This window comes from Consotaella aegiceratis (assembly GCF_036541425.1).
Lineage (GTDB): Bacteria > Pseudomonadota > Alphaproteobacteria > Rhizobiales > Rhizobiaceae > Consotaella > Consotaella aegiceratis.
The window spans coordinates 1-26,834 of the sequence record NZ_JAZHFT010000033.1; the positions used below are offsets into that span (position 1 = coordinate 1).

19 protein-coding genes are annotated in these 26,834 nt (G+C 65.7%); 10 read left to right on the plus strand and 9 right to left on the minus strand.

Annotated features, from left to right (window positions below; genetic code table 11):
* Positions 1-163: 163 nt before the first annotated feature.
* From SMD10_RS18830 to SMD10_RS18840, 3 genes are all read right to left on the minus strand, one after another.
* Positions 164-3,982, minus strand: coding sequence for an AsmA family protein (locus SMD10_RS18830; RefSeq protein ID WP_331687317.1), 3,819 nt, complete (start codon positions 3,980-3,982; stop codon positions 164-166).
* Positions 3,983-4,168: 186 nt separating this feature from the next.
* Complete coding sequence (locus SMD10_RS18835; RefSeq protein WP_331687280.1) at positions 4,169-5,581, minus strand: FAD-binding oxidoreductase; 1,413 nt, start codon at positions 5,579-5,581, stop codon at positions 4,169-4,171.
* 47 nt (positions 5,582-5,628) lie between these two features.
* Positions 5,629-7,434: a chloride channel protein gene (locus SMD10_RS18840; RefSeq protein ID WP_331687281.1), complete on the minus strand. Its 1,806-nt coding sequence runs from the start codon at positions 7,432-7,434 to the stop codon at positions 5,629-5,631.
* A 381-nt stretch (positions 7,435-7,815) separates the two neighbouring features.
* Here SMD10_RS18840 and SMD10_RS18845 point away from each other — a divergent pair, with 381 nt between their 5' ends.
* Complete coding sequence (locus SMD10_RS18845; protein WP_331687318.1) at positions 7,816-8,757, plus strand: SMP-30/gluconolactonase/LRE family protein; 942 nt, start codon at positions 7,816-7,818, stop codon at positions 8,755-8,757.
* A 27-nt stretch (positions 8,758-8,784) separates the two neighbouring features.
* On the opposite strand, the gene SMD10_RS18850 is transcribed toward SMD10_RS18845, so the two are convergent.
* Complete coding sequence (locus SMD10_RS18850; protein WP_331687282.1) at positions 8,785-9,303, minus strand: hypothetical protein; 519 nt, start codon at positions 9,301-9,303, stop codon at positions 8,785-8,787.
* A 113-nt stretch (positions 9,304-9,416) separates the two neighbouring features.
* On the opposite strand from SMD10_RS18850, the gene SMD10_RS18855 reads away from it, so the two are divergent.
* The gene (locus SMD10_RS18855) at positions 9,417-10,490 is read left to right on the plus strand and encodes a serine/threonine protein kinase (protein ID WP_331687283.1); all 1,074 of its coding nucleotides are present in this window, start codon (positions 9,417-9,419) and stop codon (positions 10,488-10,490) included.
* Positions 10,491-10,502: 12 nt separating this feature from the next.
* Here SMD10_RS18855 and SMD10_RS18860 read toward each other — a convergent pair whose 3' ends face one another.
* Entirely contained in the window at positions 10,503-11,186 is a 684-nt protein-coding gene (locus SMD10_RS18860; RefSeq protein WP_331687284.1) for a YdcF family protein, read from the minus strand.
* Between the two features lie 129 nt (positions 11,187-11,315).
* Between SMD10_RS18860 and SMD10_RS18865 the strand changes: the two genes are divergently transcribed.
* A complete protein-coding gene (locus SMD10_RS18865) occupies positions 11,316-11,678 on the plus strand; it encodes a carboxymuconolactone decarboxylase family protein (RefSeq protein WP_331687285.1) in 363 nt (120 codons plus the stop codon).
* A gap of 34 nt (positions 11,679-11,712) precedes the next feature.
* Here SMD10_RS18865 and SMD10_RS18870 read toward each other — a convergent pair whose 3' ends face one another.
* Positions 11,713-12,618, minus strand: coding sequence for a LysR family transcriptional regulator (locus SMD10_RS18870; protein WP_331687286.1), 906 nt, complete (start codon positions 12,616-12,618; stop codon positions 11,713-11,715).
* Positions 12,619-12,838: 220 nt separating this feature from the next.
* Here SMD10_RS18870 and SMD10_RS18875 point away from each other — a divergent pair, with 220 nt between their 5' ends.
* Positions 12,839-13,819 (plus strand): YeiH family protein, encoded by a 981-nt coding sequence (locus tag SMD10_RS18875; protein WP_331687319.1) that lies wholly within the window; start codon positions 12,839-12,841, stop codon positions 13,817-13,819.
* 9 nt (positions 13,820-13,828) lie between these two features.
* Here the strand turns inward: SMD10_RS18875 and SMD10_RS18880 are convergent, their stop codons facing one another.
* Both SMD10_RS18880 and SMD10_RS18885 read right to left on the minus strand, forming a co-directional pair.
* A complete protein-coding gene (locus tag SMD10_RS18880) occupies positions 13,829-14,275 on the minus strand; it encodes a hypothetical protein (protein ID WP_331687287.1) in 447 nt (148 codons plus the stop codon).
* A 15-nt stretch (positions 14,276-14,290) separates the two neighbouring features.
* Positions 14,291-15,151: a TIGR02587 family membrane protein gene (locus SMD10_RS18885; RefSeq protein ID WP_331687288.1), complete on the minus strand. Its 861-nt coding sequence runs from the start codon at positions 15,149-15,151 to the stop codon at positions 14,291-14,293.
* A 299-nt stretch (positions 15,152-15,450) separates the two neighbouring features.
* Between SMD10_RS18885 and SMD10_RS18890 the strand changes: the two genes are divergently transcribed.
* From SMD10_RS18890 to SMD10_RS18920, 6 genes are all read left to right on the plus strand, one after another.
* Complete coding sequence (locus SMD10_RS18890) at positions 15,451-18,210, plus strand: ATP-dependent helicase (protein WP_432757277.1); 2,760 nt, start codon at positions 15,451-15,453, stop codon at positions 18,208-18,210.
* A 496-nt stretch (positions 18,211-18,706) separates the two neighbouring features.
* Positions 18,707-20,293: a sensor domain-containing diguanylate cyclase gene (locus SMD10_RS18900; RefSeq protein ID WP_331687289.1), complete on the plus strand. Its 1,587-nt coding sequence runs from the start codon at positions 18,707-18,709 to the stop codon at positions 20,291-20,293.
* 418 nt (positions 20,294-20,711) lie between these two features.
* The gene (locus SMD10_RS18905) at positions 20,712-22,748 is read left to right on the plus strand and encodes a diguanylate cyclase domain-containing protein (protein WP_331687290.1); all 2,037 of its coding nucleotides are present in this window, start codon (positions 20,712-20,714) and stop codon (positions 22,746-22,748) included.
* A gap of 60 nt (positions 22,749-22,808) precedes the next feature.
* Positions 22,809-23,720: a class I SAM-dependent methyltransferase gene (locus SMD10_RS18910; RefSeq protein ID WP_331687291.1), complete on the plus strand. Its 912-nt coding sequence runs from the start codon at positions 22,809-22,811 to the stop codon at positions 23,718-23,720.
* Positions 23,717-24,457 (plus strand): pseudouridine synthase, encoded by a 741-nt coding sequence (locus SMD10_RS18915; RefSeq protein WP_331687292.1) that lies wholly within the window; start codon positions 23,717-23,719, stop codon positions 24,455-24,457. Before SMD10_RS18910 ends, SMD10_RS18915 begins: the two co-directional genes overlap by 4 nt.
* A gap of 113 nt (positions 24,458-24,570) precedes the next feature.
* Positions 24,571-26,205, plus strand: coding sequence for a peptide chain release factor 3 (locus SMD10_RS18920; protein WP_331687293.1), 1,635 nt, complete (start codon positions 24,571-24,573; stop codon positions 26,203-26,205).
* 73 nt (positions 26,206-26,278) lie between these two features.
* Here SMD10_RS18920 and SMD10_RS18925 read toward each other — a convergent pair whose 3' ends face one another.
* Entirely contained in the window at positions 26,279-26,680 is a 402-nt protein-coding gene (locus SMD10_RS18925) for a DUF6481 family protein (RefSeq protein ID WP_331687294.1), read from the minus strand.
* Positions 26,681-26,834 lie beyond the last annotated feature (154 nt).

A 26,834-nucleotide genomic window follows, 5' to 3' on the forward strand; every position in this document is an offset into this window, starting at 1 on the left:
GCGCGACAGACCGCCCTCCAGCACCGCCGAAACCACCCGAGCTCGCAAATCCATCGAATAGGGTCGCGCCATCCGTGCTGGCCTCCAACTCCAGCCCGTATGGTGAATCACATTTCCAGCCCCCAGGAAATCCCAGCCCGATTCCGCCTATAGCCATCCCGCTCTAGAAGTTTTTCGGGTTGCTGACGCCGGGAAGCGACGGATAGGTCAGGTTGGGCGACGGCGTGATCGCGCTTTCCGGCGTATTGTCGAAATCGAGCGACTGACCGGCGTCCGGCGCCTGCTCGGGCCTGGGCGGTACGGGATTGCCGATCTCGTCCGCCTGCCGGGCGGCCTCGATGGCGCGTCGTATCGCGTCATCCTGCACCGTCTGCCGGCGGTCGGCCTCCTCCTTTGCGCGGCGTTCGTCGGCAGCGCGCTGACGCTCCAGGTTCCGACGCTCGGCTTCGGCGGCAGCCGCCTCGGCCCGCAGCCGGCCCCGCTCGGCCTCGCGCCAACGGTAGAAGCGCACCTCGCGCCGCAGCCGCAGCTTCTCCTGAAGCGATTCCTGCATGGCCTCGACGCGGGCCTGTTCACGTTCCAGCGCCCGCACCGACAGGAAACCGGCCAGCGGCCGCACATCGGTGACGAATTCGGGCTCCGACAGCGAGCCGGTCAGGTTGTAGGCGACGATCGGATCGGCCCCCTCGATCGCCTCGTCGCCCGGATCGAGGGCCAGTTGCAGATTGCCGGCCAGCGCGCCGTCGGACAGATCCAGCGACCCGTCGAGCGTCAGGCTCTCGGTCTCGTGGGCGATCTCGATCGGCGCAAGACGTGCGACGCCTCCCGTCACCGCAAACTTCGACTGGACGTCGCCGAGATAGAACCGCGCGCCCCCGCTCAACGACTGCACCAGATCGCCGACCGTCGCCTGATCGACCGTAAAGCCCTCCTGGTCGGCGGCGACGAGAACGGGCGGCAACATGTCTTCGGCAATGCCGGCGATGGCCGCGTCCTTCAGGCTGATTTCGCCGGCCCCGGTCATGCTGGAGACGAGCGCGGCATAGGATTGCCCGGTGCCGTCGAGCGCGACCGTGGCATCGAGCTGGCCGGTGAGACGGCCGGACGACAACAGGCGGCTCAGGTCGACTCCGGAGAGCTGGCCGTTGAGCGAGAAGCCGCCGACGCCGTTGGCATTGCGCAGCGTCGCGGTGCCGCCGACCGTGCCGCCGTCGAGAGACGCAGCGAAATCGGTCAGCTGCAGCTCCGACTCCGAGCTCGTGAGCCGGGCCGTCAGGTCGTCCAGCGTGACGCCGTTGCCGAAGGACGCGGCGTCGGCCGAGACATCGACCGCCACGTCGCTCGAAAGCAGCAACGGCATGCGGAATTCCGTGGGCGACCACGTCGCGCTCGCCTCGTCGGCCAGCGGCGGCCCGCCATAGACGAGTTGCGCCAGCCACGGCAACGACAGTTCGGACAGATGCAGCTGCCCCGTCACAGGCGCGCCCTCGGCCCGGCGCAATTCCGCCTTCAGCGCCGTTCCGGCGACCGTGCCAGCCAGATTGTCGAACGTCCAGTCGCCCTTGTACCAGGACAGGTCGCCGGCAAGATCGACCGGCAGCGTATCGACCGACTGGCCGAAGAACCCGCCGGTGGCGAGAAGCCAGGGCGCGAGGTCGCGGCTCTGGGCGAGCATCGCGACGTCGAGACCGGTGACGCCGCCGATCGCCAGATCCAGCGTGCCGTTGGCGGTGATCTCGCTGTCGGGCGCCCGCAGCGCCGCGCTGACCACGGCCGGCCCGGTCTCCTCACCCGACAGCGAAACCTCGAGAGAAAGCGGGGCGGGAACCTCCACCGGAAGCGTTTCGAAACCAAGCTGATCCAGAAGAACGCCCGGATCGTCGTTGACGAGGCGCAACTGCACTCCGAACCGGCCGTTCTGAACGGCGGCGTCGAATCCGTTTTCGAGCGCGACCGACGCCTTGATTTCGGTGCCGGCCGCCGCACCATCGATGTCGAGCCGCAAGGCAGGCCGGTCGGTATCGGTGCTTTCCACCGTTCCGATCCGGCCGTTGAGGTTGAGCGGGCCGAAAGACGGTGCCCGATCGCGCAGCACCGCCAAGGCCGGACTATCGGGCAGGCGATCCTGCAGGAATTGCAGCAGACCGGACGGCTGGTCCGTGTGGAGCGCCACCTCCAGGTTTCCCTCCGGGTCCTCCTGAAGGTGGGTGAGCCGGCCCGAAGCGGACAGGTCGGCACCGGCCAGCCCGGCGATCTGCAGCTTGCCGATATCGAGGTCGCTGCCGTCATAGGACAGCGCGGCGTCGATCGAACGGGCGGCGGCGTTCTGGTAAGTGACCGGCCCCGCCGTCAAGGCAATGTCGTAGCGCTCGGCGTCGATCAGGGAATTGCTCTTGCCGGTGAAGATCCTCGACAGCGCCAGGAAGGCGTCGAGATCGAGCGCCTGTCCGGACAGGTGCGTGGCCAGCGCCCTCGCCTGGCCGCTGCCCGATCGCTCCAGCCGCCCGGTCAGCACGTTGCCGCCGATGTCGACCTCCAGATTGTCGAGAATCTGAGTGTCCTGCGAAAGATCGACCTTTGCGGAAAAGCCGGCGCGCGTCAGCGGCCGGACCGCCGGATCGACGGAGCCTGACAGCCAGTTCGAAAAGCCGGACGGCTGGCGCGACGCGACCAGCAGATTGCCGCGGAAGCGGAAGTCGTCGTCGAGGTCGACCTGTCCCGACGCCTCCAGACGGGTGCGCCCCGGAAGCTCTGCGGAAAGGCTCTTGAGCGACCACCCGGCATCAGTCGGCGACGCCGTGAAGGCCACCGCGCGAATCGTCGTATCACCGGCGACCACGACCGGCAGCGACATCCGGATCGTTCCGGGCATCGCCGGATGCGGAACCGACGCAAGGACGCGGCGCACGGCCTCGACCCGGTCTCCGAAGCCGAGCGCTCCGGGATTCTCGTCGCCATCGGCCGCCAGCGTGTCGACGTCGACTTGCTCGCCTTCCAGGTCCAACGCAAAGCCGGGCTCAATCCCCAGAGCCAGCCGGCCGGAGCCGGTCAGCGTATACGGCGCCTCGGCGGTGCCGGCCTCGACGCGCATCTCGGAGAGCGTGATCTGGTCGAGCGTGGCCTCGATCTTGCTGTCCGCCTGGATCGGCGGCAGGGCCGCGATCATCAGCGGCGCCTGGTCAGGCGGCGTCTCCCCCGCCGGCGACGGGCTGGCGAACGGTTCGTCGTCGGTCGTCTCGATCTGCGGCGGCAGCGGGCTGAACACCCTCAGCGTGCCGGCGAGCTGCGGTTGTCCGTCGACCAGATCGGCAGACCCCTCGACGATGAAGCCGGTGTTCAGGTCCGGCGAGTCGATCCGCGCCTTGACGGGCAGACCCGCCTCTGGCTGAGGCGCTCCGGTGGAGAGCGAGACATCGAGCGGGTGGCCGTTCATCTGCAGCGTGCCGGTGCCCGTCATCGGACCGCTCAGCGAGCGTGCCGACAATTTGGCATCGACCGCGGTCAAGGTATCGGTCTTGCCGGTTCGCGCATTGGCGACGACGACCGTACCGTTGCTGATCTCCACGTTTTCCAGAACCACCGTCGCGCCGGTCGGAATATTGGGCTCGCCGAAGATCCAGCTGACCCGGCCCTCACGCGAGACCGCCAGCGACACGCGGGGCTCTTCCAGCCGCATGGAAAAGATGCGGATCTCGCCGGAGAGATAAGGGGCCAGCTCCGCGTCCATGCGAAACCGCTCCACCGTCATCAGCACATGGCCTGCGTCATCGGTGACCTGGACGTCGCCGAAGGTCACGGACGGGAACGGCAACAGGCGCGCGGACGCATCTCCGGCGACGACAACATGTCGCCCGAGGATGCGACTCGCCTCGCGCTCGAAGTCCGACCGGTAGGCCGTCCAATCGACGAAGAACGGGGCAATCAGTGCGCCCAGCAGCACGAGAACCAACAGGCTGCCGATGGCGACAAAGGCTCTGACCAGGGCTTCTTTCCTCCTTCGCGAAAACCGCTGGGACGGAACGGGCGCTCGTCACGAACCGCAAGGCTCAGGGCCGCCCCCTCGCCGATCGGAGCATCGGTTTGAAACTCGGCTCGGCCATCGGGGCCGCGAGGGCTCCGTCAGACGAGATAGGTCAGAAGCGGCGCCCTTTGTCGAGTGCCCAGCACCTCAAGAGGTGGAGAATATCTTGCCTGGGTTCAGAATGTCGCGGGGATCGAGCGCCTGCTTGATGGAGCGCATCACGTCGACGGCGTCGCCCAGTTCGGCCTTCAGATAGCGCCGCTTGCCCTGGCCGATGCCGTGCTCGCCGGTGCAGGTGCCGTCGAAGGCGAGCGCACGCTCGGCGAGCCGCGCCAGAAAGGCTTCCGCCGCCTCTATTTCGGCATGTCGATCCATGTCGAGCAACAGCAGCACATGGAAATTGCCGTCGCCGACATGACCGACGATCGGGCCGATCAGACCGCTGGCCGCCAGATCCTCCTGGGTCTGGGCGATGCAGTCCGAAAGCGCCGAGACCGGCACGCAGACGTCGGTGGCGAGCCCCTTGGCGCCCGGCCGCAGAGTGTGCGCATCCCAATAATGATGGTGGCGCGCCTTCCAGAGCCGGGCGCGATCCTCGGCGCGGGTGGCCTGTTCCAGCGCGCCGGCGCCGAATTCCCCGGCGATCTCGGCGAAGGCCTCGGCCTGCTCCTTGACCGACAAGGCCGAACCATGGAGCTCCAGAAACAGGCATGGCGAGGGCGTCAGACCCAGCTTCGAGGCCTGATTGGCCGCCTTGACGGCCAGATCGTCCAGAAGCTCGATCCGGGCGACCGGGATGCCGCTTTGGATGGTCGCGATGACGGCGTCGCACGCGCTCTTCACATCCGGGAACGGGCAGACGCCAGACAGGATGGTTTCCGGAATGCCGGCAAGCCGCAGATTAAGGCGGGTTATGATGCCGAGGGTGCCTTCCGAGCCGATCAGCAAGCGGGTCAGATCGTAGCCCGCGGAGGTTTTCTTGGCGCGCCGGGCCGTGCGCACCAGCCGCCCGTCGGCCATTACCGCGGTCAGTCCGATGACGTTGTCGCGCATCGTGCCGTAGCGCACCGCATTGGTGCCCGAGGCGCGCGTCGCCGCCATGCCGCCGAGCGTGGCGTCGGCGCCCGGATCGATCGGGAAGAACAGGCCGGTGTCGCGCAGATGGCTGTTCAACGTCTCGCGCGTGATCCCCGCCTCCACCGTACAGTCGAGGTCTTCGGCATTGACGGCGAGCACGCGGTTCATCCGCGACAGGTCGAGCGAGATGCCGCCCTGCGGCGCATTGACGTGCCCTTCGAGCGAAGACCCGGCGCCGAACGGCACGATGGGGCAGTCCAGTTCGCCGCAAACCTGGACGACCGACTGAACCTCCTCCTCGGACTCCGCGAAGGCGACGGCGTCAGGCAATTGCGACGCCAGATAGGTGGTGGTGTGCGAATGGGCGCGCCTGACGTCCTCGCCGGTGACGAGCCGCTCGCCGAAGCGCTGCTTCAGGACGTCGGCGGCCGCGGCGACGCCCTCGCGTCGCGGCGGCTTCTCAAGACTATCGGCCAGGGCCATGCCGTATACTCCTCTCCCCGAAAGACGACCGCTGCGACGAAACCACGTCAACCATAATGGTTGCGCACGGCGGCGCGAGCAATTTCCTCGCGGCCGATCACGCCGACGATATCTTCCGGCCGCGGCACGCCGCGCTGATCCCGCACCACGATGGCATAGCTGCGGTTACGGCGGCTCATGCGCGTCATCACCGTGTTGAGGATCGAATTGGCGCCGGCGATGATGAATTCGTTGGAACCGATGTCGCCGAGCGTCTGCCCGGCATACCGATCGGCCTGGTAGGGAATGGTCAGGAAGCGCACGAAACCGGTGATGCGGGTGCCGTCGGTCAGCACCACGCGGGTGTGCTCGGGGTCGACCTCCTTGAGCGCGTCCACCACCCTCATGTCGTTCGGCATGATCTTGAAGTCGCGCGCCATGACGCTCGCCACCGGCTGGACCAGGAACATGTTGGTGGTGCGATCGGTCGGGATCGGCCGGCCGCGCGAGCGCAGCTTAATCGTGTAGATGTCGGCCACCGTCAGCGAACGCCGCACGCCGATCGAGATCGCCACGGCAACCACCAGCGGCAGAATGATCTGATAATCGCGCGTCATTTCGAAGATCATCACGATCGCCGTCATCGCCGCACTCGTGGCGCCGCCGACCATGGCGCCCATGCCGATGATGGCGAACGTCTCAGGCGCCAGATCGAAGCCGGGCAGCAACTGGTTGCCCAGGATGCCGACGGCCCCGCCCAGAGTGGCGCCCATGAACAGGCTCGGCGAAAAGATGCCGCCCGATGCGCCCGCGCCGAGACTGATGCAGGTCGCCAGAAGCTTGCCGGCGAACAGGACGAGCAGCAGGATCGCGCTGGTGTTGCCGCCGTCGAGGATGTCCTGGATCGTCGAATAGCCGACGCTGTAGACGTGATAGTGGCCGCTGGTCAGGAAGAAGACGTAGCCCGTCACGCCGACGATCGTCATTCCGATGATGTTCTGGACGTAGGGGTTGAGCTTCGAATCCTCGAACACGTCCTCGGACTTGGCGAGCAGCTTGACGAAGGCCCAGGCCGCGATGCCCATCACGACGCCGAGAAAGGCGGCAAGCAGCAGTTCGGCGCCGTTGACGGCGCCTTGCGGCAACCCGCCGAGCGGCACCAGAAAGGCCGACTCGATCCCCATGGCGAGGCGGTAGACATAAGTCGAGGTCGCCGTCGCCACGACCACCGGCAGGAAGGTGCGGGTGGAGACTTCGGGCAGCAGCACCTCGGAGGCGAACAGCACGCCGCCCAGCGGCGTGTTGAAGGTGGCCGCGATGCCGGCGCCGGCGCCGGCCGACAGGAGCGTGATCTTCTGATGCTGGACGAGTCCGATCAGCCGGGCAAAGGTCGATCCGAAGGACGAACCGATCTGGATGATCGGCCCTTCGCGACCGACAGAGGCGCCGGTGCCGATCGAGATCGCCGAGGCGAAGGCTTTCACTACGGCAACGATGCCGCGCACGTTGCCGCTCTGGTGATAGATCGCATACATCACCTCGGGAACGCCGTGCCCCTTGGCTTCCGGAGCGAACTGGCGCACCAGAAAGACGACGATCAGGCCGCCGATGATCGGCACCAGGATGATCGCCGGCCCCCATGGGCTGGGCGGGCCATAGCTGTTGGGGTCGAGAAACGGGCTGACGATGCCGTAGAAGGAGAAGTTGTAGATCAGCGCGATCAGATATTTGAAGAAGATGGCGCCGAGACCGGCGATGATGCCGACGATCAGCGCCAGCACCAGCATCACCGGCATGCCGACCTCGCGCTCGGGCGGCGCTTCCGCCTCCGTTGCGGTGGGCGCAGCGGAAACGGCGGGAGCGGTCTGAGACATCGGTGGCGGCTGTTCTTCTTGAGTTGGGAGGGCCCTTTCTATGGCAGTCCGACAGCGAATTGGAAGACGTTTCATCGTAAAAACTGCCATGCAATAAACGAGCGGCTTCTGCGATGGTCCGCTGTCGCGCTTGCGCAACGGCGCCGGCAGGCCATTTGCCTCGCCGACGATAGGTCTAAAACGTCCGTCCGCGACGGCACTTTCCCGCCCTGCAGGCGCGGGGTCCTCCGCGCCTTGGCGTCACGGCGCGTCTAGGGCAGAGAGACAGCGGAACGGCAACACAGGAGATCCTGGCCAATGGCTCCATCTGTCCAGGTCGACAGCACCACCGTCACTCCGTCCGCCGGTCAGGCCGGCCCAGCGACCGCGTGGGAAGGATCGATGCGCTATCCCGATCCCGCCATCGAGATTCTCGACGATTCATTTCGCAAATACCGGATCTTCAATGCCGGCGTGGAACGGCTCGCCACCGGTTTGCGGTGGGCCGAAGGTCCGATCTGGATCGGCGACGGACGGTGCCTGATCGTCAGCGACATTCCCAACAATCGTCTCATCCGCTGGGACGAGACCACCGGGCAGGCGAGCGTGTTTCGCGCTCCGTCGGACTTCGCCAACGGCAATACACGCGACCGCCAGGGACGGCTTCTGACCTGCGAGGGCGGCATGCGTCGCGTCAGCCGAACCGAGTATTCCGGCGCGGTCACCATTCTCGCCGACCGCTACCGGGGCAAGCCCCTCAATTCGCCCAACGACATCGTCTGCGCCTCCGACGGCGCGATCTGGTTCACCGACCCGCCGTTTCAGATCGGCAACGACTACGAGGGGCGCAAAGCGGAACAGGAACTGCCCGAAGCGCTCTATCGGATCTCGCCGGAAGGCGAACTCCGCCAGGTTCTCGACGATGTCGACGGGCCGAACGGCTTGTGTTTCAGCGCCGACGAGAAAACGCTCTATCTCGTTGCCAGTCGCGCCAGCCCGCACCGGCTCGTCTGGGCCTACACGGTCGGGACGGACGGCTGCCTGTCGGACAAGCGCAAGCATATCGAGGCCGTCGACGGCGGCGCGCTCGACGGCATCAAATGCGACGTCGAGGGCAATCTATGGTGCGGCTGGGGCAGCTCCGACGCATCGAAGGGCACGCCCGAAGCGTTCGACGGCGTCATGGTCTTCAACCCGCAGGGCCAGCCGATCGGTCATATCCGCCTGCCTGAACGATGTGCCAACCTCTGCTTCGGCGGCCCCATGGGCAACAGGCTGTTCATGGCTGCCAGCCACTCGCTCTACAGCCTCTACGTCAATACAAGCGGCGCCGGTCTTCTCTAGGGCCTGGAACGGGCGGACACAGTAGCGTTACCGGCCGGCCGTCTGTGCCGAGCTTCGCCACGCCGCAAGAACGCCGGGCCTTTCACCGGTCAAGGGATCCTGATCAGGCAGGGCCAGCGCGGCGATGTCCCTGGCCGCCTCGGCGACCGGACGGGATCCGGCGCGGGTGATGGCGCCGCTCTGGCCGGGCGGATAGGCGCCGACCATGGCGAAGCCCGACGAGCTGGACAGGCGCTTGTGCCCGACGCCGGCCGGCAGGATCGCCGCGTCACCGGGTTCGACCTCGACGACAAGGCCGGCATCGCCGCCGAGGCCCAGTTCGGCGCTACCGCCGACGCAGACCAGAAGCTCGTGCCCGGTCGTGTGATAGTGCCAATAGGTGAAGACGGTGTAGGTCCAGGTGCCCGACCAGCCGTTTCGCCGAACGAATGCCTCGACATCGCTCGGCGCCTGTGGCATCGCCACCGCGCGCCTAACGACAATCAGAGGCAAGGGACTGTTCGGAATGTCGGCCGTCGCCTCCAACACATGCAGCTGACACGCCATGGTCCCTCTCCTCGTTCGAACTCCCGCCGCGCGGGCGCCCTATGGTCGATCTGGCCCTCCCGCCATGATAAGATGAAGGGCTCGTGTGCAAGCTCCGTTTCCGCAATAGAACAATGACAAAGAACGCGTCGCAACCGAAGCCTCACGGCCCTTTCGCCCCTCGCACGATCCTGAAGCGCGACATCTTCAGCGAAATCGTCGTCGGGGCATTCGAGGACGAGCCGCAGACCACGGTCACCCATCGGCGCGTCGCAGCCGCCGCCACCTGGGCCAAGCCGCTCGCCTGGCACCTTGCGCGTCGGGAGATCGCCGCGCTCAAGGCGCTGGCCGGCGTGCCCAATACGCCGCAGTTGCTCGGCGTCGACCGGTCCGGGCTCTATCGGTCGTGGATAGCCGGCACGCCGCTCCACATCGCCAAGCCGAAGGGAGACGAGGCCTATTTCCGCGACGCCAAGCGGCTGCTTCGAGCGCTCCACCGGCGGGGCGTCACCCACAACGATCTGGCCAAGCCGCAGAACTGGCTGATCACGCCGGATGGCCACGCCGCCCTCATCGACATGCAGCTCGCCACGATCTTCAAACGGCGCACGGCGCTGTTTCGGCTTATGGCCCGCGAGGATCTGCGGCACCTGCTCAAGCAGAAGCGCAGCTTCTGCAAGGCCGCGCTGACACCGCGCGAGCGGCAGCTGCTGGCGGTGAAGAGCGTTCCGGCCCGGCTTTGGCTGAAGACCGGAAAGCCGGTCTACAACCTCGTCACACGCGGCCTGTTTCGCTGGTCCGACGGAGAAGGAACGCACGACCGGATCGACACGGACGGCCCGCAGATCGCCCGCCACCTGGATGCCGACGCGGATGTCGTCGCCTATCAGTTCTCGCTGTTTCCCTATCCGCGCAAGCAGGGCGTCGGCATCTATGCCTTCGTGGAACCGCGCCCCGGGGCCGACGCCGATGCGATCGAGGCCCGGATCGCGGCGTTGCCCGACCCGCGGCCGGACCTCGTGCAATGCGTCACCACCCTGCCCCGCACCGCGGACGGGACGGTCCGCAACGATCTGCTGCGCCTCGTCGCCATCAATCAGGTCGACCGTGTCGGCGAGCTCGTCGGGCCCGATGCCGCGCTGGCAGAACTCATGCACCAGATCGCTGCCGGGCGGCGCAACTGGTCGGATCGCCGCCTGCGACGCTGACGGCCCGAGCCGTCAGGCTCCCTCGATCTTATGGCCGGGTACCAGCCGCTGCCCGTAGCTGGCCGAGACGAGCGCCGTGCAGGCGTCGATGACGGTCGGCGGTACGTCCTGCGGGATTTGAAAACCGAAGCCCGGATAGATCATGATGCGATGGAGATCGCCGACCATCGCCTGCACCGTTCGCTCCGGCTCCGCCTCGCGGGCCAGATAGGCGGTCATCGCGATGTCCTCGCACTGCATGGTCAGCCGGGCTTCCGGCCAGACCTTGCGCCCCGTGGCGAACGCGCGTCGGGTCATGTAGGGCTTGGCGACGACCAGCAGCCGCTCGAGGACCAACCCGCCGGCCTCCGCCGTGCGCCTGGCAAGGGCAAAATTCTCGCCGGTGTTCTGCGCCCGGTCCTCGATCAGGATCGCCTCCCCCGGAACGCCCTGCTCGCGTGCGATCGCGGCGAAGACCTCGGCCTCCGGCCGGTTCCACCCCGTGTCGAGCAGACCGCCGCGATGCGCCAATCCGCCGGACATGATGACGCGGGGTGCGAAGCCCTGGGTCCATAAATCCGCAGCCCGGACCGCCACATGCGGATCGAAGCTGCCCAGCGCCAGGATCGCGTCGGCAGCAACCGGCGGATGGACCAGGCGCATGTAGTCCCAGATCACCGCCAGCGGCTCCAGGATATGGGCGTCGTTCCAAGCCATGCGATTGCCGTGCCTCCTGCGATTCTGCGGCTGCGTCGACGGGTGTCCCCAGGCATTGATCCAGCGCAAGGCGCGCCTTGGCCGATCTATAGATTAGAAAGGTCTAATTTAACTCCCAAGGAGACTCCGATGAGCACCACGCCCTACCCCGAGATCACCAAGGCCATCTCTGCCCAGATGCGCGCCCTGCGCAAGGATATCCCCGAGACCATGCAGGGCTTTTCCGCTCTGGCCGGCGCCGCCGGCGCCGACGGGGCGCTCGAGAAGAAGACCAAGGAGTTCGTGGCGATGGGTATCGCCATCGCGCTGCGCTGCGACGGCTGCATCGGCTTCCACACCGAGGCGCTGATCAAGCTCGGAGCCACCCGCAAGGAGTTCGAGGAGGTTCTCGGCACGGCCATCTACATGGGGGGCGGTCCTTCGCTGATGTACGCAGCCCAGGCGATGGACGCCTGGGAGCAGTTCGGCGGCGAAAAGGGCTCGGAGGGCTGAGGCCGAAAGGCCCGGCCTCGCGCGTGAGCGGCATTCAGCCATCGCCATTCGGCGGGCCGGATGCCGCCTCCAGCAGCTCCATCAAGGCGCCGGCGGCGCGCGTCAGATAGCGCTCCCGGTGCCGCAACACGGTGAACAGGCGTTCCGGCAGACGAGCGTCCACCGCCACCAGCAGGCCGGACCGCACGCCCGGCCGCACTGCACGTTCCGACAGCACGCTGGCGGCCTGGCAGTCGGCCACGGCCGCCAGTACCGCCTCGTTAGACGGAAATTCCAGGATCACGGACAGATCGTCGAGCGCGGTGCCTCGCGCTTCCAGCCAGTGCTGGAATTCGGCGCGAGTGCCGGAGCCCTCTTCCCGCATGATCCATTTGGAGGACGCGAGCTCCGACGCATCGACCTGGCCGCACCCGGCCCAGGGATGGCCTCGCCCGACCACCAGCACGAGCCGGTCGCGGTCGACCACCTGTCCCGTCAACTGCGGATCGTCGACCGCCCCTTCGACGATCGCCAGATCGACCTGGCCCTCGGCGAGCATTTCGGCCGCATGGGCCGTGTTGGTCACGGTCAGATCGATGGCAAGCCGCGGATGCACCTCGTGCAGATGCACGAGCCGCGCCGGCAGCCAATAGCTCGCCACGGTCTGGCTCGCGGCGATGCGCAGCCGGCCCGCCACCATGCCGCCAAGTTCGGACAGCGCCAGCGATGCGGCATCCACCTTCGCCAGGATGGCTCTCGCCTGCGGGATGAGGACCTGACCCGCTTCGGTCAACTCGATGCGCCGGCCGACGCGATGGAACAGCTTGACGTCATGACGCGCCTCCAGCGCCGCAATCGACGCGCTCACCGCAGACTGCGTGAGATTGAGCGCGTGGGCGGCGCGGGTCACATGCTGCTCGTCGGCGACGGCCAGAAAAATGCGGAGTTGGTCGAGCGTCACGAAGCGATCCGAAAGATGGCGTAGTCAAAACGTTTAATCGAAATTATCGAACGAAATAAGAAAAATTATTCGATGGATTGATGATTTTAGGCATGGGAAGCCTTGCAGCACCTCAGAAGTGCAGGACTTCCCCACCATGACGTCACAGGATACCCGACAAGCCGACCTTTCCGAACTCGGAGAGGCGGCGCCGCCTGCCTTGCAGCCGACCGCCGGAATCATGCGGCTTCTGCCCGGTCTGGCGCTGGCGGCCGGCATCGCGGCCCTTGCTCTCGGGCTCCGCTCGATCATCGGCATCGCCGCTCTCAGCCCCCTCATCCTGTCGATCGTGCTCGGCATGATCGTTGCCAACACGGTGGGCACGCCGACCGCCACCCGACCGGGCCTGACCTTTTCGCTCAGACGCATCCTGCGCTTTGCGATCATCCTGCTCGGACTGCAATTGACGATGCACCAGATCGCCGAGGTCGGCGCCACCGGTCTCGCGATCGTCGCCGTGACGCTGGTTTCGACCTTCCTTTTCACCAAGGCGATGGGACGGGTTCTCGGCGTGGAGCGCAAGCTGGCCGAACTGATCGCGGCGGGCACCTCGGTGTGCGGCGCCTCCGCGGTCATCGCCACCAACACGGTGACGGGCGGGTCGGACGAAGACGTCGCCTATGCGGTCGCCTGCGTGACCGTTTTCGGATCGCTGGCCATGCTGGTGGCGCCCGTCGTCGCCGAGTTCCTGGCTCTTGATCCGGTCGGCTACGGCCTATGGACGGGCGCGACGATCCACGAGGTCGCCCAGGTCGTCGCGGCGGCCTTCCAGGGCGGCGACGCGGCCGGCCATTTCGGCACGATCGTCAAGCTCAGCCGTGTCCTGATGCTGGCGCCGTTGATCCTCACCCTCGGCTTTCTGTCCCTGGGGCGGCGGGAGCGCGAAGGCCGGTCGGCGAAGGGGGCGCCGATTCCCTGGTTCGTCTTCGGCTTCCTGGCGCTGGTAGCGGTCAATTCGGTCGTCGACATTTCGAGCCCGGTGCACGACACGGTGGCGTTCGTCGCGTCTTTCCTGCTCTCTATGGCACTCGCGGCCATGGGTCTCGACACTCATATCGGGCGTCTGAAGCAGGAGGGCCTGCGTCCGGCCCTCCTCGGGCTTCTCGCCTGGCTCTTCATCGCCGGCTTCGGACTCGGCGCCGTCGAGCTGACGGGTCTCTAGGCGGAACGATCAGGGCTCCGAGAAGCCGCGCGGCGCCACTTCGAGGTTGAACCCCTTGGGATTGCGCTGGAAGATCAGGCTGCCGCCTGCCGACGATCGTGCCGGAACGTAGTCGAGCAGCGCCTGGCTGGTTTCGAGGATACGATCGCCGCTGCGAATCTGGCCGATGACCTCCACATTGGCCGCGGTTTCGTCACCCTTGTTGTAGATGCGAAACTGCGTCTGATAGCCGGACGGCGTGAATTCGGCCCGCTCCACCAGCGCGTAAAGCCGGGGCTCGCGATCGTCCATCAGGATGGCTTCCGACAGGATCACGCCGACCATCCCGAGGAGCAGCAGCCCCGCGACGCCGCCGACGATCCATTCGACAAGCCGCGCTCCGCCGATTTGCCGCTGCGGCGCGGCGTCGTCGTCCATCTCGTGAGCCGTGGCATGCATGGAAACGAGGTTCGTCATGGCCTTCTTCCTCCCTTACAGGATCAGCCGCGCTGCCGCGGCGCCAACCGCAGCGGGAAAGCCGAGCACGCTGATCATCATCAGAATATGGGGCAACGAGTCATTGGCAAGCTGGCCGAACGTCCACAGAACGTAGAGGCTGACAAGGCAGGCCAGCACATAACCCACCACCGTGAAGCGGACGAAATCGCTGCCCCATGCCGCGTCCGGCGTCGCATCCTCCTGACCGTGGAATCCGACGGTGAAGACGAAGGCATGCATGGCGAGGATCGACATCGCGATCAGAACGAGAGCATGCCACTCCGTCATCTTGTAGGAAATCACCACGACCTCTTCGGTCGGAGCCACGTTGAGGCACAGGAACAGGGCGCCGACCGCCATCAGAAAAAGTTCGCTCGGATAGGCGAGCGCTCCCCGCCCTTTTGGCTCGGCCGGGCTGCCGCCGAGCTGGCTGCGGGCGAGCAACGCGCCGAGGCTCGCCGCCACCGCCTGGATGGCGATCTTGTTGACGATCTCGGAGATCGGCATCTCGTCCGAGATCACACCGAAGACGACCAGGATCAGCGCACTCGATACGATACCGAGGCCGTAGGCCACCACGGCGTCGCGGAGGCAGGCGCTCCACCCCGTCGCCTTTTCGAAGCCGATATGGGCGGCGAGCAGGACCAGCAGCGGCAAATGGAGGATCACGAGCAAGCCCAGCCGCAGCGGACTGATGGTGAAGCCGAGCGACCACATTTCCTGAGTCATCAGCATCGGCAATCCGAAGATCAATCCTCCGCCGAGGGCGCGCAGGACGCCCACCAGGAAGCGTTCGTCCGACACCGCAGTCGCTTTCGGCTGATGATGGCCGATACCCTTGTCCAAACCCTGCATGACCGACCTCCGGGAGCTTGCGTCCCTTTTGCCGGCCGTCGGCAGTCAAGCACGGCCGGCTTCTCGACCTTTATCACGCGCTCGAGTCGTTAGCTCGCGGTAAAGTCGAGATCTTTTTCCGCTTGATGGTTACTTTCATTGCTTGGGATGCCGATGTTTTTCTTAAATCCAGAATAAAATATCCTTATGGTTCGACAGCATTGATATCATCGGCGGACGCCGAGGGCGCGTGGCGGGATGGGCGAAGTGCCTGCGTCGTTCCCCTAGTGTTCTGCACCGAATCCATTAGATAGAGCGTCATGGACGACTCTGATCACCAGGCTCCCCCGCCGGCGCGCGGCGGCTCGATCGCGGCCCGTGCCCTTGCCGCTCGTGGCGCGCGCGTGCCGTCCTATCTGGACGGCCTCAATCCCGAGCAGCGCGCCGCCGTGGAAACGACCGAGGGCCCGGTGCTGGTGCTGGCCGGCGCCGGCACCGGCAAGACGCGGGTGCTGACCACCCGCATCGCGCATATCCTGGCCACTGGACGCGCCTACCCCTCCCAGATCCTCGCCGTCACCTTCACCAACAAGGCGGCGCGTGAGATGAAGACGCGTGTCGGCCTGCTGGTCGGAGAAAGCGTCGAGGGCATGCCCTGGCTCGGCACGTTCCATTCCATCGGCGTGAAAATCCTGCGCCGGCATGCCGAACTCGCCGGCCTGAAGTCGAATTTCACCGTGCTCGACCCGGACGACCAGATCCGGCTGATCAAGCAGCTGATCCAGGCGGAGAATCTCGACGACAAGCGCTGGCCGGCGCGCACCTTCGCCAACATGCTGGACGGCTGGAAGAACAAGGGACTGACGCCCAAGGACATCCCGGAGGGCGATGCGCGCGCCTTCGGCAACGGCAAGGGGCGCGAGCTCTATGCCGCCTATCAGGCTCGGCTGAAGGCGCTGAACGCCTGCGACTTCGGCGACCTGCTCCTGCATCCCATCGCGATCTTCAAGGCCCATCCCGACGTGCTGGCGGAATATCATCGCCGGTTCCGCTACATCCTGGTCGACGAGTACCAGGACACCAACGTCGCGCAGTATCTCTGGCTGCGGCTGTTGGCGCAGCGGCCGCAGAGCCGCAGTGCGCCCGTCGCGTCGGACCATGCGCCGATCTCCCCCCTCGTGGGGGAGATGTCGCCGCAGGCGACAGAGGGGGGGAGCGCCGGTGCCGGATCGCCCCCCTCTGCCCTGCCGGGCATCTCCCCCACGAGGGGGGAGATCGGTCCTTCATCGAACGGCCCTGCCCTCGTCAATCTCTGCTGTGTCGGCGACGACGATCAGTCGATCTACGGCTGGCGCGGCGCCGAGGTGGACAACATCCTACGCTTCGAGCGCGACTTCCCTGGCGCGACCGTGATCCGGCTGGAGCGCAACTACCGCTCCACCGCCCACATCCTGGGCACCGCCTCCCATCTCATTGCCCATAACGAGGATCGGCTCGGCAAGACGCTGTTCACCGAGCGCGCCCATCCGGACGACGACAAGGTCGAGGTCAACGCCGCCTGGGATTCCGAGGAGGAAGCGCGCGCCATCGGCGAGGAGATCGAGCAGCTTCAGCGCCGTGAGCACGCGCTCAACGACATGGCGATCCTGGTGCGCGCGTCGTTCCAGATGCGCGAGTTCGAGGACCGCTTCGTCACGCTCGGCCTCAACTACCGTGTCATCGGCGGTCCGCGCTTCTACGAGCGCATGGAGATCCGAGACGCTCTCGCCTATTTCCGCTGCGTCTGCCAGCCGGCCGACGATCTCGCCTTCGAACGCATCGTCAACACGCCCAAGCGCGGGCTCGGCGACGCCACCGTGCGTCTGCTCCACGACTATGCCCGCCAGCGCTCCATCCCGCTGATCGCCGCCGCGCTGGAAATGGTCGATACGGAGGAGCTGAAACCCAAGCCGCGCAATGCGCTGCGCACGGTGGTCGAGGGCATGCGCCGCTGGTCCTCGCTGCTGCCGTCGACCAAGCACACCGAGCTCGCCGAGCAGATTCTCGAGGAGTCCGGCTACACCGAAATGTGGCAGAACGACCGCTCGGCCGAGGCGCCGGGGCGGCTGGAAAACCTCAAGGAGCTGATCCGCTCCATGGAGGAATACGAGTCGCTCCCCGCCTTCCTGGAGCATGTAGCCCTCGTCATGGAGACCGATCAGAACGAGGACCTCGACGCCGTCTCGATCATGACGCTGCATTCGGCCAAGGGGCTCGAATTCGAGACGGTGTTCCTGCCCGGCTGGGAGGAAGGCCTGTTTCCGCATCAGCGCGCGCTCGACGAAGGCGGCAGGTCCGGCCTCGAGGAAGAACGCCGTCTCGCCTATGTCGGCCTGACGCGCGGCAAGAAGCGGGTGAAGATCTGGTTCGTCTCCAACCGGCGCATCCATGGCCTATGGCAATCGACGATCCCGTCGCGGTTTCTGGACGAGTTGCCGGAGGCCCATGTGGAGGTCATCGAAGCCTCGTCGTCCTATGGCGGCTATGGTGCCGGCGGCTTCGGCGGCTACGGCGCCAGCCGCTGGGACGGGCCGACCGGTTTCAGCGAAGCGGCCTACCGCACGCCCGGCTGGCGCAGAGCGCAGGCCGCACAGGCCGGCGGCAGAGCGCGCCAGGGCGACGGCTGGTCGGGCGGACGGACGCGCGAGTTCAGCTATGACGACGACGGCGTGAAGGCCAAGGCCGACCGCTATGCGCGCGAAGCCGGGTTCGACGCCGGCTCGGGCGCCACCGGCAACGACGCGCCCGGCTTTGCCGGTCGCATGGATAGCGGCGGATCGAGGCGTGGCCACAATCAGCCGCCCCGGCGCGACGCCGGCCTCTATTCGTCCGCCCGCGCCGGAGGCCCCCGCGAAATCGCCGGGGAACTCGTGGCCAAATCGGTCAGCCAGGAGGAAAGCAAATTCTCCGTCGGCGACCGCGTGTTTCATCTGAAATTCGGCAACGGCACGGTGGCCGGCGTCGAAGGCAACAAGCTCACCGTCGATTTCGACAAAGCCGGCCAGAAGCGCGTGCTCGACGGGTTCGTCGAGGCGACGTAGGAAAGCGTATCGGCCATCGGGGTTGCTTCTGTCGCGGGCCCGATGGCGGATGCGAAAGCTTCGCTGGCCCCTTGAGCCTGCCTGCGGTCGTTGAAGTGCGAGGTTTGCCGGAGGTTTGGTCGACGCGCGCAAACGCTGGACTCGAACCACGAGGAGCCGGGTCTCAGCGCACCGATCCGGAGCGGTGTGACCGGCGATGGCAAGAGATCCTATCGCGCGGTTCACAACTTCAGCAAAGGCTCGTGTACGGGTTTTCCAAAGCAGCATCCCTCCCATTCCGCAATGGAATCCTAAGCTTAGATCGTCATCAACACTCTGTCGGACGGAGGTCACGCTCCAGCGAGCGGCGCGAAGATTGCGATCGTTCGATAAGTCTACCTTCCGGACACGATTTGTTAACGCCACACGCCTAGATAGTAAGCATTCGCGATAGATTCGATCGCGCCGGCGTCTCGCGCGCTACGCATGATAGACGCGCTTGGGATCGGGGGGCCCCATGGGAGAGCAGGCCCAGCCTTTGTGGAAAAGCCGCCTTCAGGAGACGCTGCGCTTCAACAACGGCTTGATTCTCTTGCTCGTCGCCGGCTTTCTCGGCGTCTTCGCCGCCCTGCTGCTTGAACTGCGCCGCGACGCCTGGGACCAGGCGATGATTTCCATGGACGAGCACGTGAACTCGGTCAGCCGCGACGTGCTGCGCGATGTCGAAATGTTCGACAATTCGCTCCGCGCCCTGCAGTCGGCAATGATCTTTTCCACCGCGCCCCAGACGCGCACCACGCTGCAGATGCTTTCGGGCCCGCTGTCTCATGCCGGACGGCTGCTGATCTTCGATGCCATGGGGTTCATCGAGGGCTATTCCGATAGGCGCCCCGATGCGGTCTCCTACGCCCCTTACGACTTCTTCCAGAAACACGCCGGCGGATCGAGCCACAGCCTGTTCATCGGAGCGCCGTTCATCGATCCGGCGACCAACCAACCCGTGGTCGGCTTCAGCCGGCAATTGCAGAACGCCAACGGGACCTTCCTCGGCGTCGCCGCCGTTCTGGTCAATCTCGACTACTTCGCCGACAAGTTCGATTCGGTCGGGCTCGGCAAGGCAAGCACCATCGGCCTCTATCGGGTCGACGGGACGGTGCTGGTCGCACCGGGCAGCGGCACCGCCGGCGAGATCGGCGCGACCAAACCGGAAGGCATCGAGACGTTCTTCACCAAATATTCGAGCCTGTTCGTCGGCCAGGACTATGTCGATGGCGTCGAGCGGGCGGTCAAGTTCCGGCGCGTCCGCAATTTTCCGCTGGTGATCAGCGTGGCGCTGGCGATCTCGGAGATCTATCGGAACTGGCGCAAGCTGGCCTGGGCCCTGGGCGCCGTTTTCGCAATCCTGTTGCTGGTGCTCGCCGCCTTCGGCTTTCGACTGACGCATGAACTGAAGCTGCGACGCATCGGCGAAAGGCGCTATCGCGAACTGTCCAATTGCGACGGCCTGACCGGCATCGCCAATCGGCGACGCTTCGAGGAAGCGTTGGAGGAGGAATGGGCGCGGTCCTGCCGAACCGGATCGCCCCTGTCGCTCCTGCTGATGGATCTGGATCGCTTCAAGGGATTCAACGATTCCTACGGCCACCAAGCCGGCGACGACTGCCTGCGCCAGGTGAGCACAGCCGTTTCCGCCGTCGTTCGCGGGAGCGATCTCCTGGCCCGCTATGGCGGCGAGGAACTGGCGGTGCTGCTGCCCAATGCCGATGCGGGAACGAGTGCCGCCATAGGCGAGCGAATTCGCCTCGCGGTGGCGGCACTCGCGATCCCTCACGATGCCAACAGAGACTATGGCCGGGTGACGATCAGCATCGGCCGTGCGACCTTCGATCCCCTGCACACGCCCACGGAAATGCGCGTCGATCATCTCGTCGCCGCCGCCGACGGGGCGCTGTACGAGGCCAAGCGCCAGGGACGCAACTGCGTGATGGCGACCAACCTGTTTGTCGTCTCGTCCGTCGCAAGCCTGACGCCGGTGGGCATCTCGTCCCTGAGGCTGCCGCGAAAGCAAAAGTCGCTCGACGACGCGCCGGAAGCTCTTTGCTGAGAGCCGCCGATCAACTCTCGACACTCGCCGCTCGCCGCGATAGTCCCTCACAATGGCTCTGGCTCACAGCCGTGCCAGTCGATACGCTTTATAGTTGTCCCTGCGAAAATTGACTGGGTCAATAAGATTTCAAGATGACAATTCAGGGTCACGTAAGGCTCATTAGCTCATAGAGCTATATACACTCTCTTACAAAAAGCAACTCAGACTTATTTCCAATAAATATAACAACCTTGCGTTACATATCGACGGAATACTGCGCCAATCATCGTTTGTTAAACAGGTATGGTTATAGCTTTTCTTGGCACATGTCGGAGCGGTACAGCCAGATTCGGGGACAGCGCCCGTATCGAATGATGACGAGCAACATGCAATTTTTCGGGACGCCGATTTGCAGCGAATTCGAGCAAAACTTCGATTGGGCAATGCTCTCATCGCTCTGCTGATCGCCGGCCTGCTGGCGGTTTTCGTCTTTCTTTTGATCCAGTTGCGATACGACGCCTGGGACGAGGCCACCGTTTCCAGCAACAATGTCGTTGCGACGCTCAGCCGGGATATCCGGCGCCAGCTGGAAATGACCGATTACACCCTGCACCGGCTGCAGGAGGCGGCGAGGCAGTCGCCGGCCGCCGTCGAAAGGGCGCTGCAGGACAGCCGGCCGCCGATCTCGGGGCGCGTGCTCGTGCTCGATCAGAGGGGCAATATCGTTCAACGAACGATGGCCTTGGCGTTCCTGCCCTCCTATGGGGATTTCGAATTCTTCGACGAGACGGCGAACACGACGGGCCGGCAGATCGTCGTCGGGCCGCCGATCGACGATCCCCTCACCGGCGAGACCGTATTGACCGTCAGCCGGCGGCTGGACAATGCGGATCGGACATTTGCCGGCGTTGCCGTCGGCCTGCTCCGTCTGTCGCACCTGCTCGGCGAAATGCAGGAGGTCACGTTCGGCGCCGACAGCAGAATCGGCCTCATCCGCGACGACGGGCTGGTGCTGGTGCAGACCACTAGCCAGGGAGTCACCCCGATCGGCCGCCCGGTCACGGACAGCGACGCTTTCCGCCGCTTCCTGGAGGCCCCGTCGAACCAATTCGTCGGATCCGGGATCGTCGACGACGCCGAGCGTGTTTACGCCTATACACGTCTGAACGACTTTCCGTTGGTTCTCACCATCGCGTTGTCTTTCGACGACATCTACGCGGCCTGGCAAAAAAATGCGGTGACGCTCGGCACCGTGTTCATTTTTCTCACCGGCGTGCTCGCCTGGCTCGGCTTCCGTCTGATGCGCGAACTGGCGCTCAGGAACGCCGCGGAGATGCGTTACCGTCACTTGTCGAATTTCGACGGTTTGACCGGTCTGGCCAATCGCCGGCATTTCGACGAGGTGTTGGAGAAGGAATGGCAGCGCGCCCAGCGCAACGGCCAGCCCTTGTCGCTGCTCATGATGGACCTGGACAGGTTCAAGTACTTCAACGATTTCTATGGCCATCAGGCTGGTGACGAGTGCCTCAGGCAAGTGGCGACCGCGACCCAGAACGCCCTCGGCCGCAGCGCCGACGTCGTCGCCCGATACGGCGGCGAGGAACTGACGGTGATTTTGCCGGAAACCGACAGCGAGGGATGCGAGAGGGTCGCGGAAAAGATCCGGTTGGCGATCCGAGCCCTCAACATCCCGCACGAGCACAACCCGGCTTATCACATCGTCACGGTCAGCCTCGGACGCGCCACGTTCAACCCGCTCGACGCGCCGGAGGGCGTGTCGAGCCACCATCTCCTGGCCGCCGCCGACATGGCCCTCTACGAGGCCAAGGGCCGTGGCCGCGACAGCAGTGTCGCCCGACCGATCGCCATCGACCAGATGCATGATGCGAGCGGGATGGACGAGACGCACCGCCTTGCCCGGGTCGAGCAGGCGCGGCGGTCGATAACGGACCAGCCGACCTTCGACATGATCGCCGATCTTGCCGCCCGGATGGTCGGCACGCCGCTCGCCGCCGTCTCGCTGATCGATCACGAACGACAGATCTTCATCGGGACGACCGGGTTCTTCGAAGCCGGATTTCCGACGGACGGCGTTCCGCGCGAACTCTCGTTTTGCAAGCATACCATCCAGCGCCGCAGCATCATGGTGGTGCCGGATGCCAGCCAGGACGAACGCTTCGCCGACAACCCTTTCGTCACCGGCCCCAACCATATCCGCTTCTATGCCGGGGCACCGCTGCTCGCCACCGACGGTCATGCGCTCGGAACCATCGCCGTGGTCGATACGCGTCCGCATGCGCAGTTGCGCGCCATGCATCGCCAACTGCTGGCCGAGCTGGCGGAACTCGTCGTTGCCCGTCTGGAAGATCGGCCGTGCGAGCCAACGACAGATCCGCGATCGCCATCGTCGGAGAGCGCCGACGGGATGGACGTGGCGCGAGCGTTGGAAAAGCTGAAGTCCGGCACTCGCTAGCCGCGCATCTCGCGGCTATAGGAAAGTCATGACCAGATCGATGCAGGCCGGTGTCCGCCGATGACCGAGACCACCGGGCTCTATGGAACACCGCCCGCCTCGCTTGCCGAACCGGCCGCCGATGCGATCCAGTTCTCCCCGCTCATTCCCGGTTCCGACAAGCTGGATGACCGGCCGGAAGCCAGCCTTGCCGCGATGACGATCCTGGCGCCGCCCGGTACGGTCGAGCGCCGCTACGTAGTGGCTCTGGCGTTGCGGGCCGTGTCGTCCGGCGGCACGCTGACCGTCCTGGCTCCGCGCGACCGCGGCGGTTCGCGCCTGAAGAAGGAACTGGAGGCCTTCGGTTGCGGCGTCGGCGAAACCGCCCGGCATCACCATCGCATCTGTACCTGCGAGCGACCGGAGGCGCCGCAGGGGCTCGCCGAGGCCATCGCCGAGGGAGAGCCGCAGCGTGTGGCAGCGCTCGGACTGTGGAGCCAGCCCGGCATTTTCAGCTGGGACCGCCTGGATCCGGGTAGCGCCCTTCTGCTCGACCATCTCGGGCCGCTGGCCGGTCGCGGGGCCGACTTCGGCTGCGGTATCGGAGTTCTGGCGCGGGCCGCGCTCACCTCGTCCAAGGTCGAGGCGATGATGCTGGCCGATGTCGATCGGCGGGCCGTGGAGGCGGCGCGCAGCAACATCGACGATGCGCGCGTCAGCTTTCACTGGGCCGATCTGCGGCATCCGGTTGCCGGCCTGTCGGGGCTCGATTTCGTGCTGATGAACCCGCCCTTCCACGACGCTGGCGCGGAGGATCGCTCGCTCGGCCAGACGATGATCCGCCGGGCTGCCGACGCCTTGCGCAAAGGCGGCACGCTGTGGCTGGTGGCCAACCGCCACCTGCCCTACGAAGCCGAGCTGCGGACGCGCTTTCGCTCGATCCGTTCGGTCGCCGAGACGTCAGGATTCAAGGTCTATGAGGCGACACTGTGACAACGAAAGCCAGCACCCTGCGCCTGGACCGGCTCCTTTCCAACATGGGCTATGGCTCGCGACGCGAGATCGACGGCCTGGCGCGGGCCGGCCTGATCACCCTCGACGGCGAACCCATCCGGCGTGCGGACCAGCGGATCGTAGTGGCGCCCGAGCTCCAGCACCGCATGGTGGTCGACAGCGAGCCGCTCGATCCGCCGCCCGGCATGACGCTGATCCTCCACAAGCCGCTCGGCGTCACCTGCTCGCACAAGGAGGATGGACCTCTGGTCTATGGCCTCTTGCCGGCGCGCTGGCGGCGGCGCGATCCGGCCCTGTCCACGGTTGGGCGCCTGGATAAGGAGACCTCCGGCTTGCTCCTTCTGACGGACGACGGCGCTCTGCTCCACCGCATCATCTCGCCAAAGAACCATGTGACCAAGCGCTATCGCGCATCGTTGGCCCGGCCGCTCAACGGCGACGAGGCGACCGTCTTCGCCGCCGGGACGATGATGCTGGAGGGCGAGGATAAGCCCTTGCAGCCGGCCGTCCTGGAGCCCATTTCCGAGACGGAAGCTTATCTGACGGTCGCCGAGGGCCGCTATCATCAGGTCCGTCGCATGTTCGCGGCCGTCGGCAACCATGTCGTGGCGCTGCATCGCGACAGGATCGGTGGGCTGGCTCTTCCGGATGGCCTGGCGCCGGGTTCCTACTGCGTCGCCGGGCGGGAGGATATCGCCGCCGTGCTGCAGTCGTGATATGGGCCGTCCGACAAGCCGATTCGCGCTGTGTTCCGGATCGCCGACCTTGCCGTCGTTTGGCTGATCCGGCACCACGACCGACCACCTGATCTCTGCTCGAAAGGCAGTTCATGGATACCCAATCCGCCTCCCCCGAGATTTCGGGCGGCAGCTTCGCCAAGGACGGCCTGTTCGACGCCGCAACGGGCCACAGCCGCCGCCGGACCTTCGCCATCATCTCCCACCCCGATGCCGGCAAGACGACGCTCACCGAGAAGCTGCTGTTCGAAAGCGGCGCGATCCGTCTCGCCGGTCAGGTCAAGGAACGCGGCGAACGGCGCCGCACGCGATCCGACTGGATGGAGATCGAGCAGAAGCGTGGCATCTCGATCTCCTCGTCGGTGATGACCTTCGAATACGACGGATTGGTGCTGAACCTGCTCGATACGCCGGGCCACGCCGACTTTTCCGAGGATACCTACCGGACGCTGACGGCGGTCGATTCGGCGATCATGGTGATCGACGCGGCCAAGGGCATCGAGGCGCAGACCCGCAAGCTGTTCGAGGTCTGCCGGCTGCGCGACATCCCGATCATCACCTTCGTCAACAAGATCGACCGCGAGGGCCGCGATCCCCTGGAGATCCTCGACGAGATCATGGAGACGCTGGCGCTGGACGTGGCGCCGGTGACCTGGCCGCTGGGAATGGGCACGGATTTTCGCGGCATCATCGGCCTGAATGAAACCGGCCCCGTAAGTCTCACGCGCAACACTCGGGAACGGCAGGACTTTTCCGATCTCGACCAGTTTGTCGGAGACCCAGAGAACCAGACCCACCCCGTGTTCGGACCCGCGATCGAGGGGCTGGAGATCGCCCGTTCGTCGCTGCCCAGCTTCGATGCCAAGGCCTATCGTGAAGGTCACCTGACGCCGGTCGTCTTCGGCTCGGCGATGCGGGAGGTCGGCGTGCGCGACCTGCTGCGTACGATCTGCACCTTCGCGCCCTCGCCGCTGCCGCAGCCGGCCGAGCCCCGCCCGATCCGGCCGGAGGAAAGCGAAGTATCGGGATTCGTCCTGAAGATTCAGGCCAATATGGATCCCAATCATCGCGATCGAGTGGCCTTCGTGCGGCTGACCTCGGGCGTCTTCAAGCGCGGCATGAAGCTTAAGAACGCGCGCACCGGCAAGGAGATGAAGATCTCCAGTCCGATGTTCTTCTTCGCGCGTGATCGCGAGATCGCCGAGGAAGCGGTGGCCGGCGACATCGTCGGCATCCCGAACCATGGCACGCTGAGCGTCGGCGATACGCTGACCGAGGGTTCGGCCTTTGCCGTCACCGGGATTCCCAGCTTCGCGCCGGAGATGATCCGGCGTGTGCGCCTGCCCGACACGATGAAGACGAAGCAGCTCGCCCGCGCCTTGAACGACCTGGCCGAGGAAGGCGTCACCCAGGTGTTCCGGCCGATGATCGGCTCGGCCTGGCTGGTCGGCGTCGTCGGCGCGCTGCAGCTCGACGTGCTCACCTCCCGGCTGGAGGTCGAATACGGCGTCACGGTCGCGCTCGAAAGCGCCAATCTGGAGACGGCGCGGTGGGTGAACGCGGATACCAAGGCCGATCTGGAGCGCTTCATCGACGCCAACCGGTCGACCATGGCGCTCGATCGCAGCGAAAGCCCGGTCTTCCTGGCGCGCAACGCCTGGGAGCTGTCCTACGCGCAGAAGACCTATCCGGCGGTTCGCTTCTCGTCGACCAAGGAACGCGGCTGAGTTCGCGCAAAGCTTCGCCGGGCGGCGGCGTCATTTTACGCGCCGCTGCCGTCGATCCAGTATGGTTGGCCGGTTAGCGCCGCGCGGTGCGCGCCTTGCGGGCCGCGTAGCGCGCGTCGCGCTTGGCCTTGCGCTCGGCCTCGTCGGCGAGAAGCCGACTCACCATGTCGTCAGAAGCCTTCTTCTTGGCCTCTTCCTCTGCCCGCTGGCGCTCTTCGACTTCCGCCTGACGAGCGCGCTCCTCGGCTTCCAGCTCCGCCATCAGAGCCGCCTCTTCCTGGCGCTGCCGCTCCTTCTCGGCCTCGCGCGCCGCCGCGCGCTCGGCGCGGGCCTCGGCGATCTTGCGGCGCTCTTCCTGGCGCTTCAGCAGGTCCGGATCGCTGGCTTTGGCGCGAGCTCTTTCGAGGAGGGCTTTCTTGGACTCCGAGGCGTTCTTGCGCCGCTCGTTGAAATCGTTACCGTTGAACGAAGGCAATGTTCGTGATCTTCCATTGAACAATAGGTCATGCGATCGCCGACCATCGGTCGCGGCAAAGAGAGCCTTTCGCAGGCTGAGCCGATTTGGATCGCGGCTGTCGGATAAGGCCGCAGCGGCGAATCGTCAAGTCTCGACCGTCGATCGAGGCCGC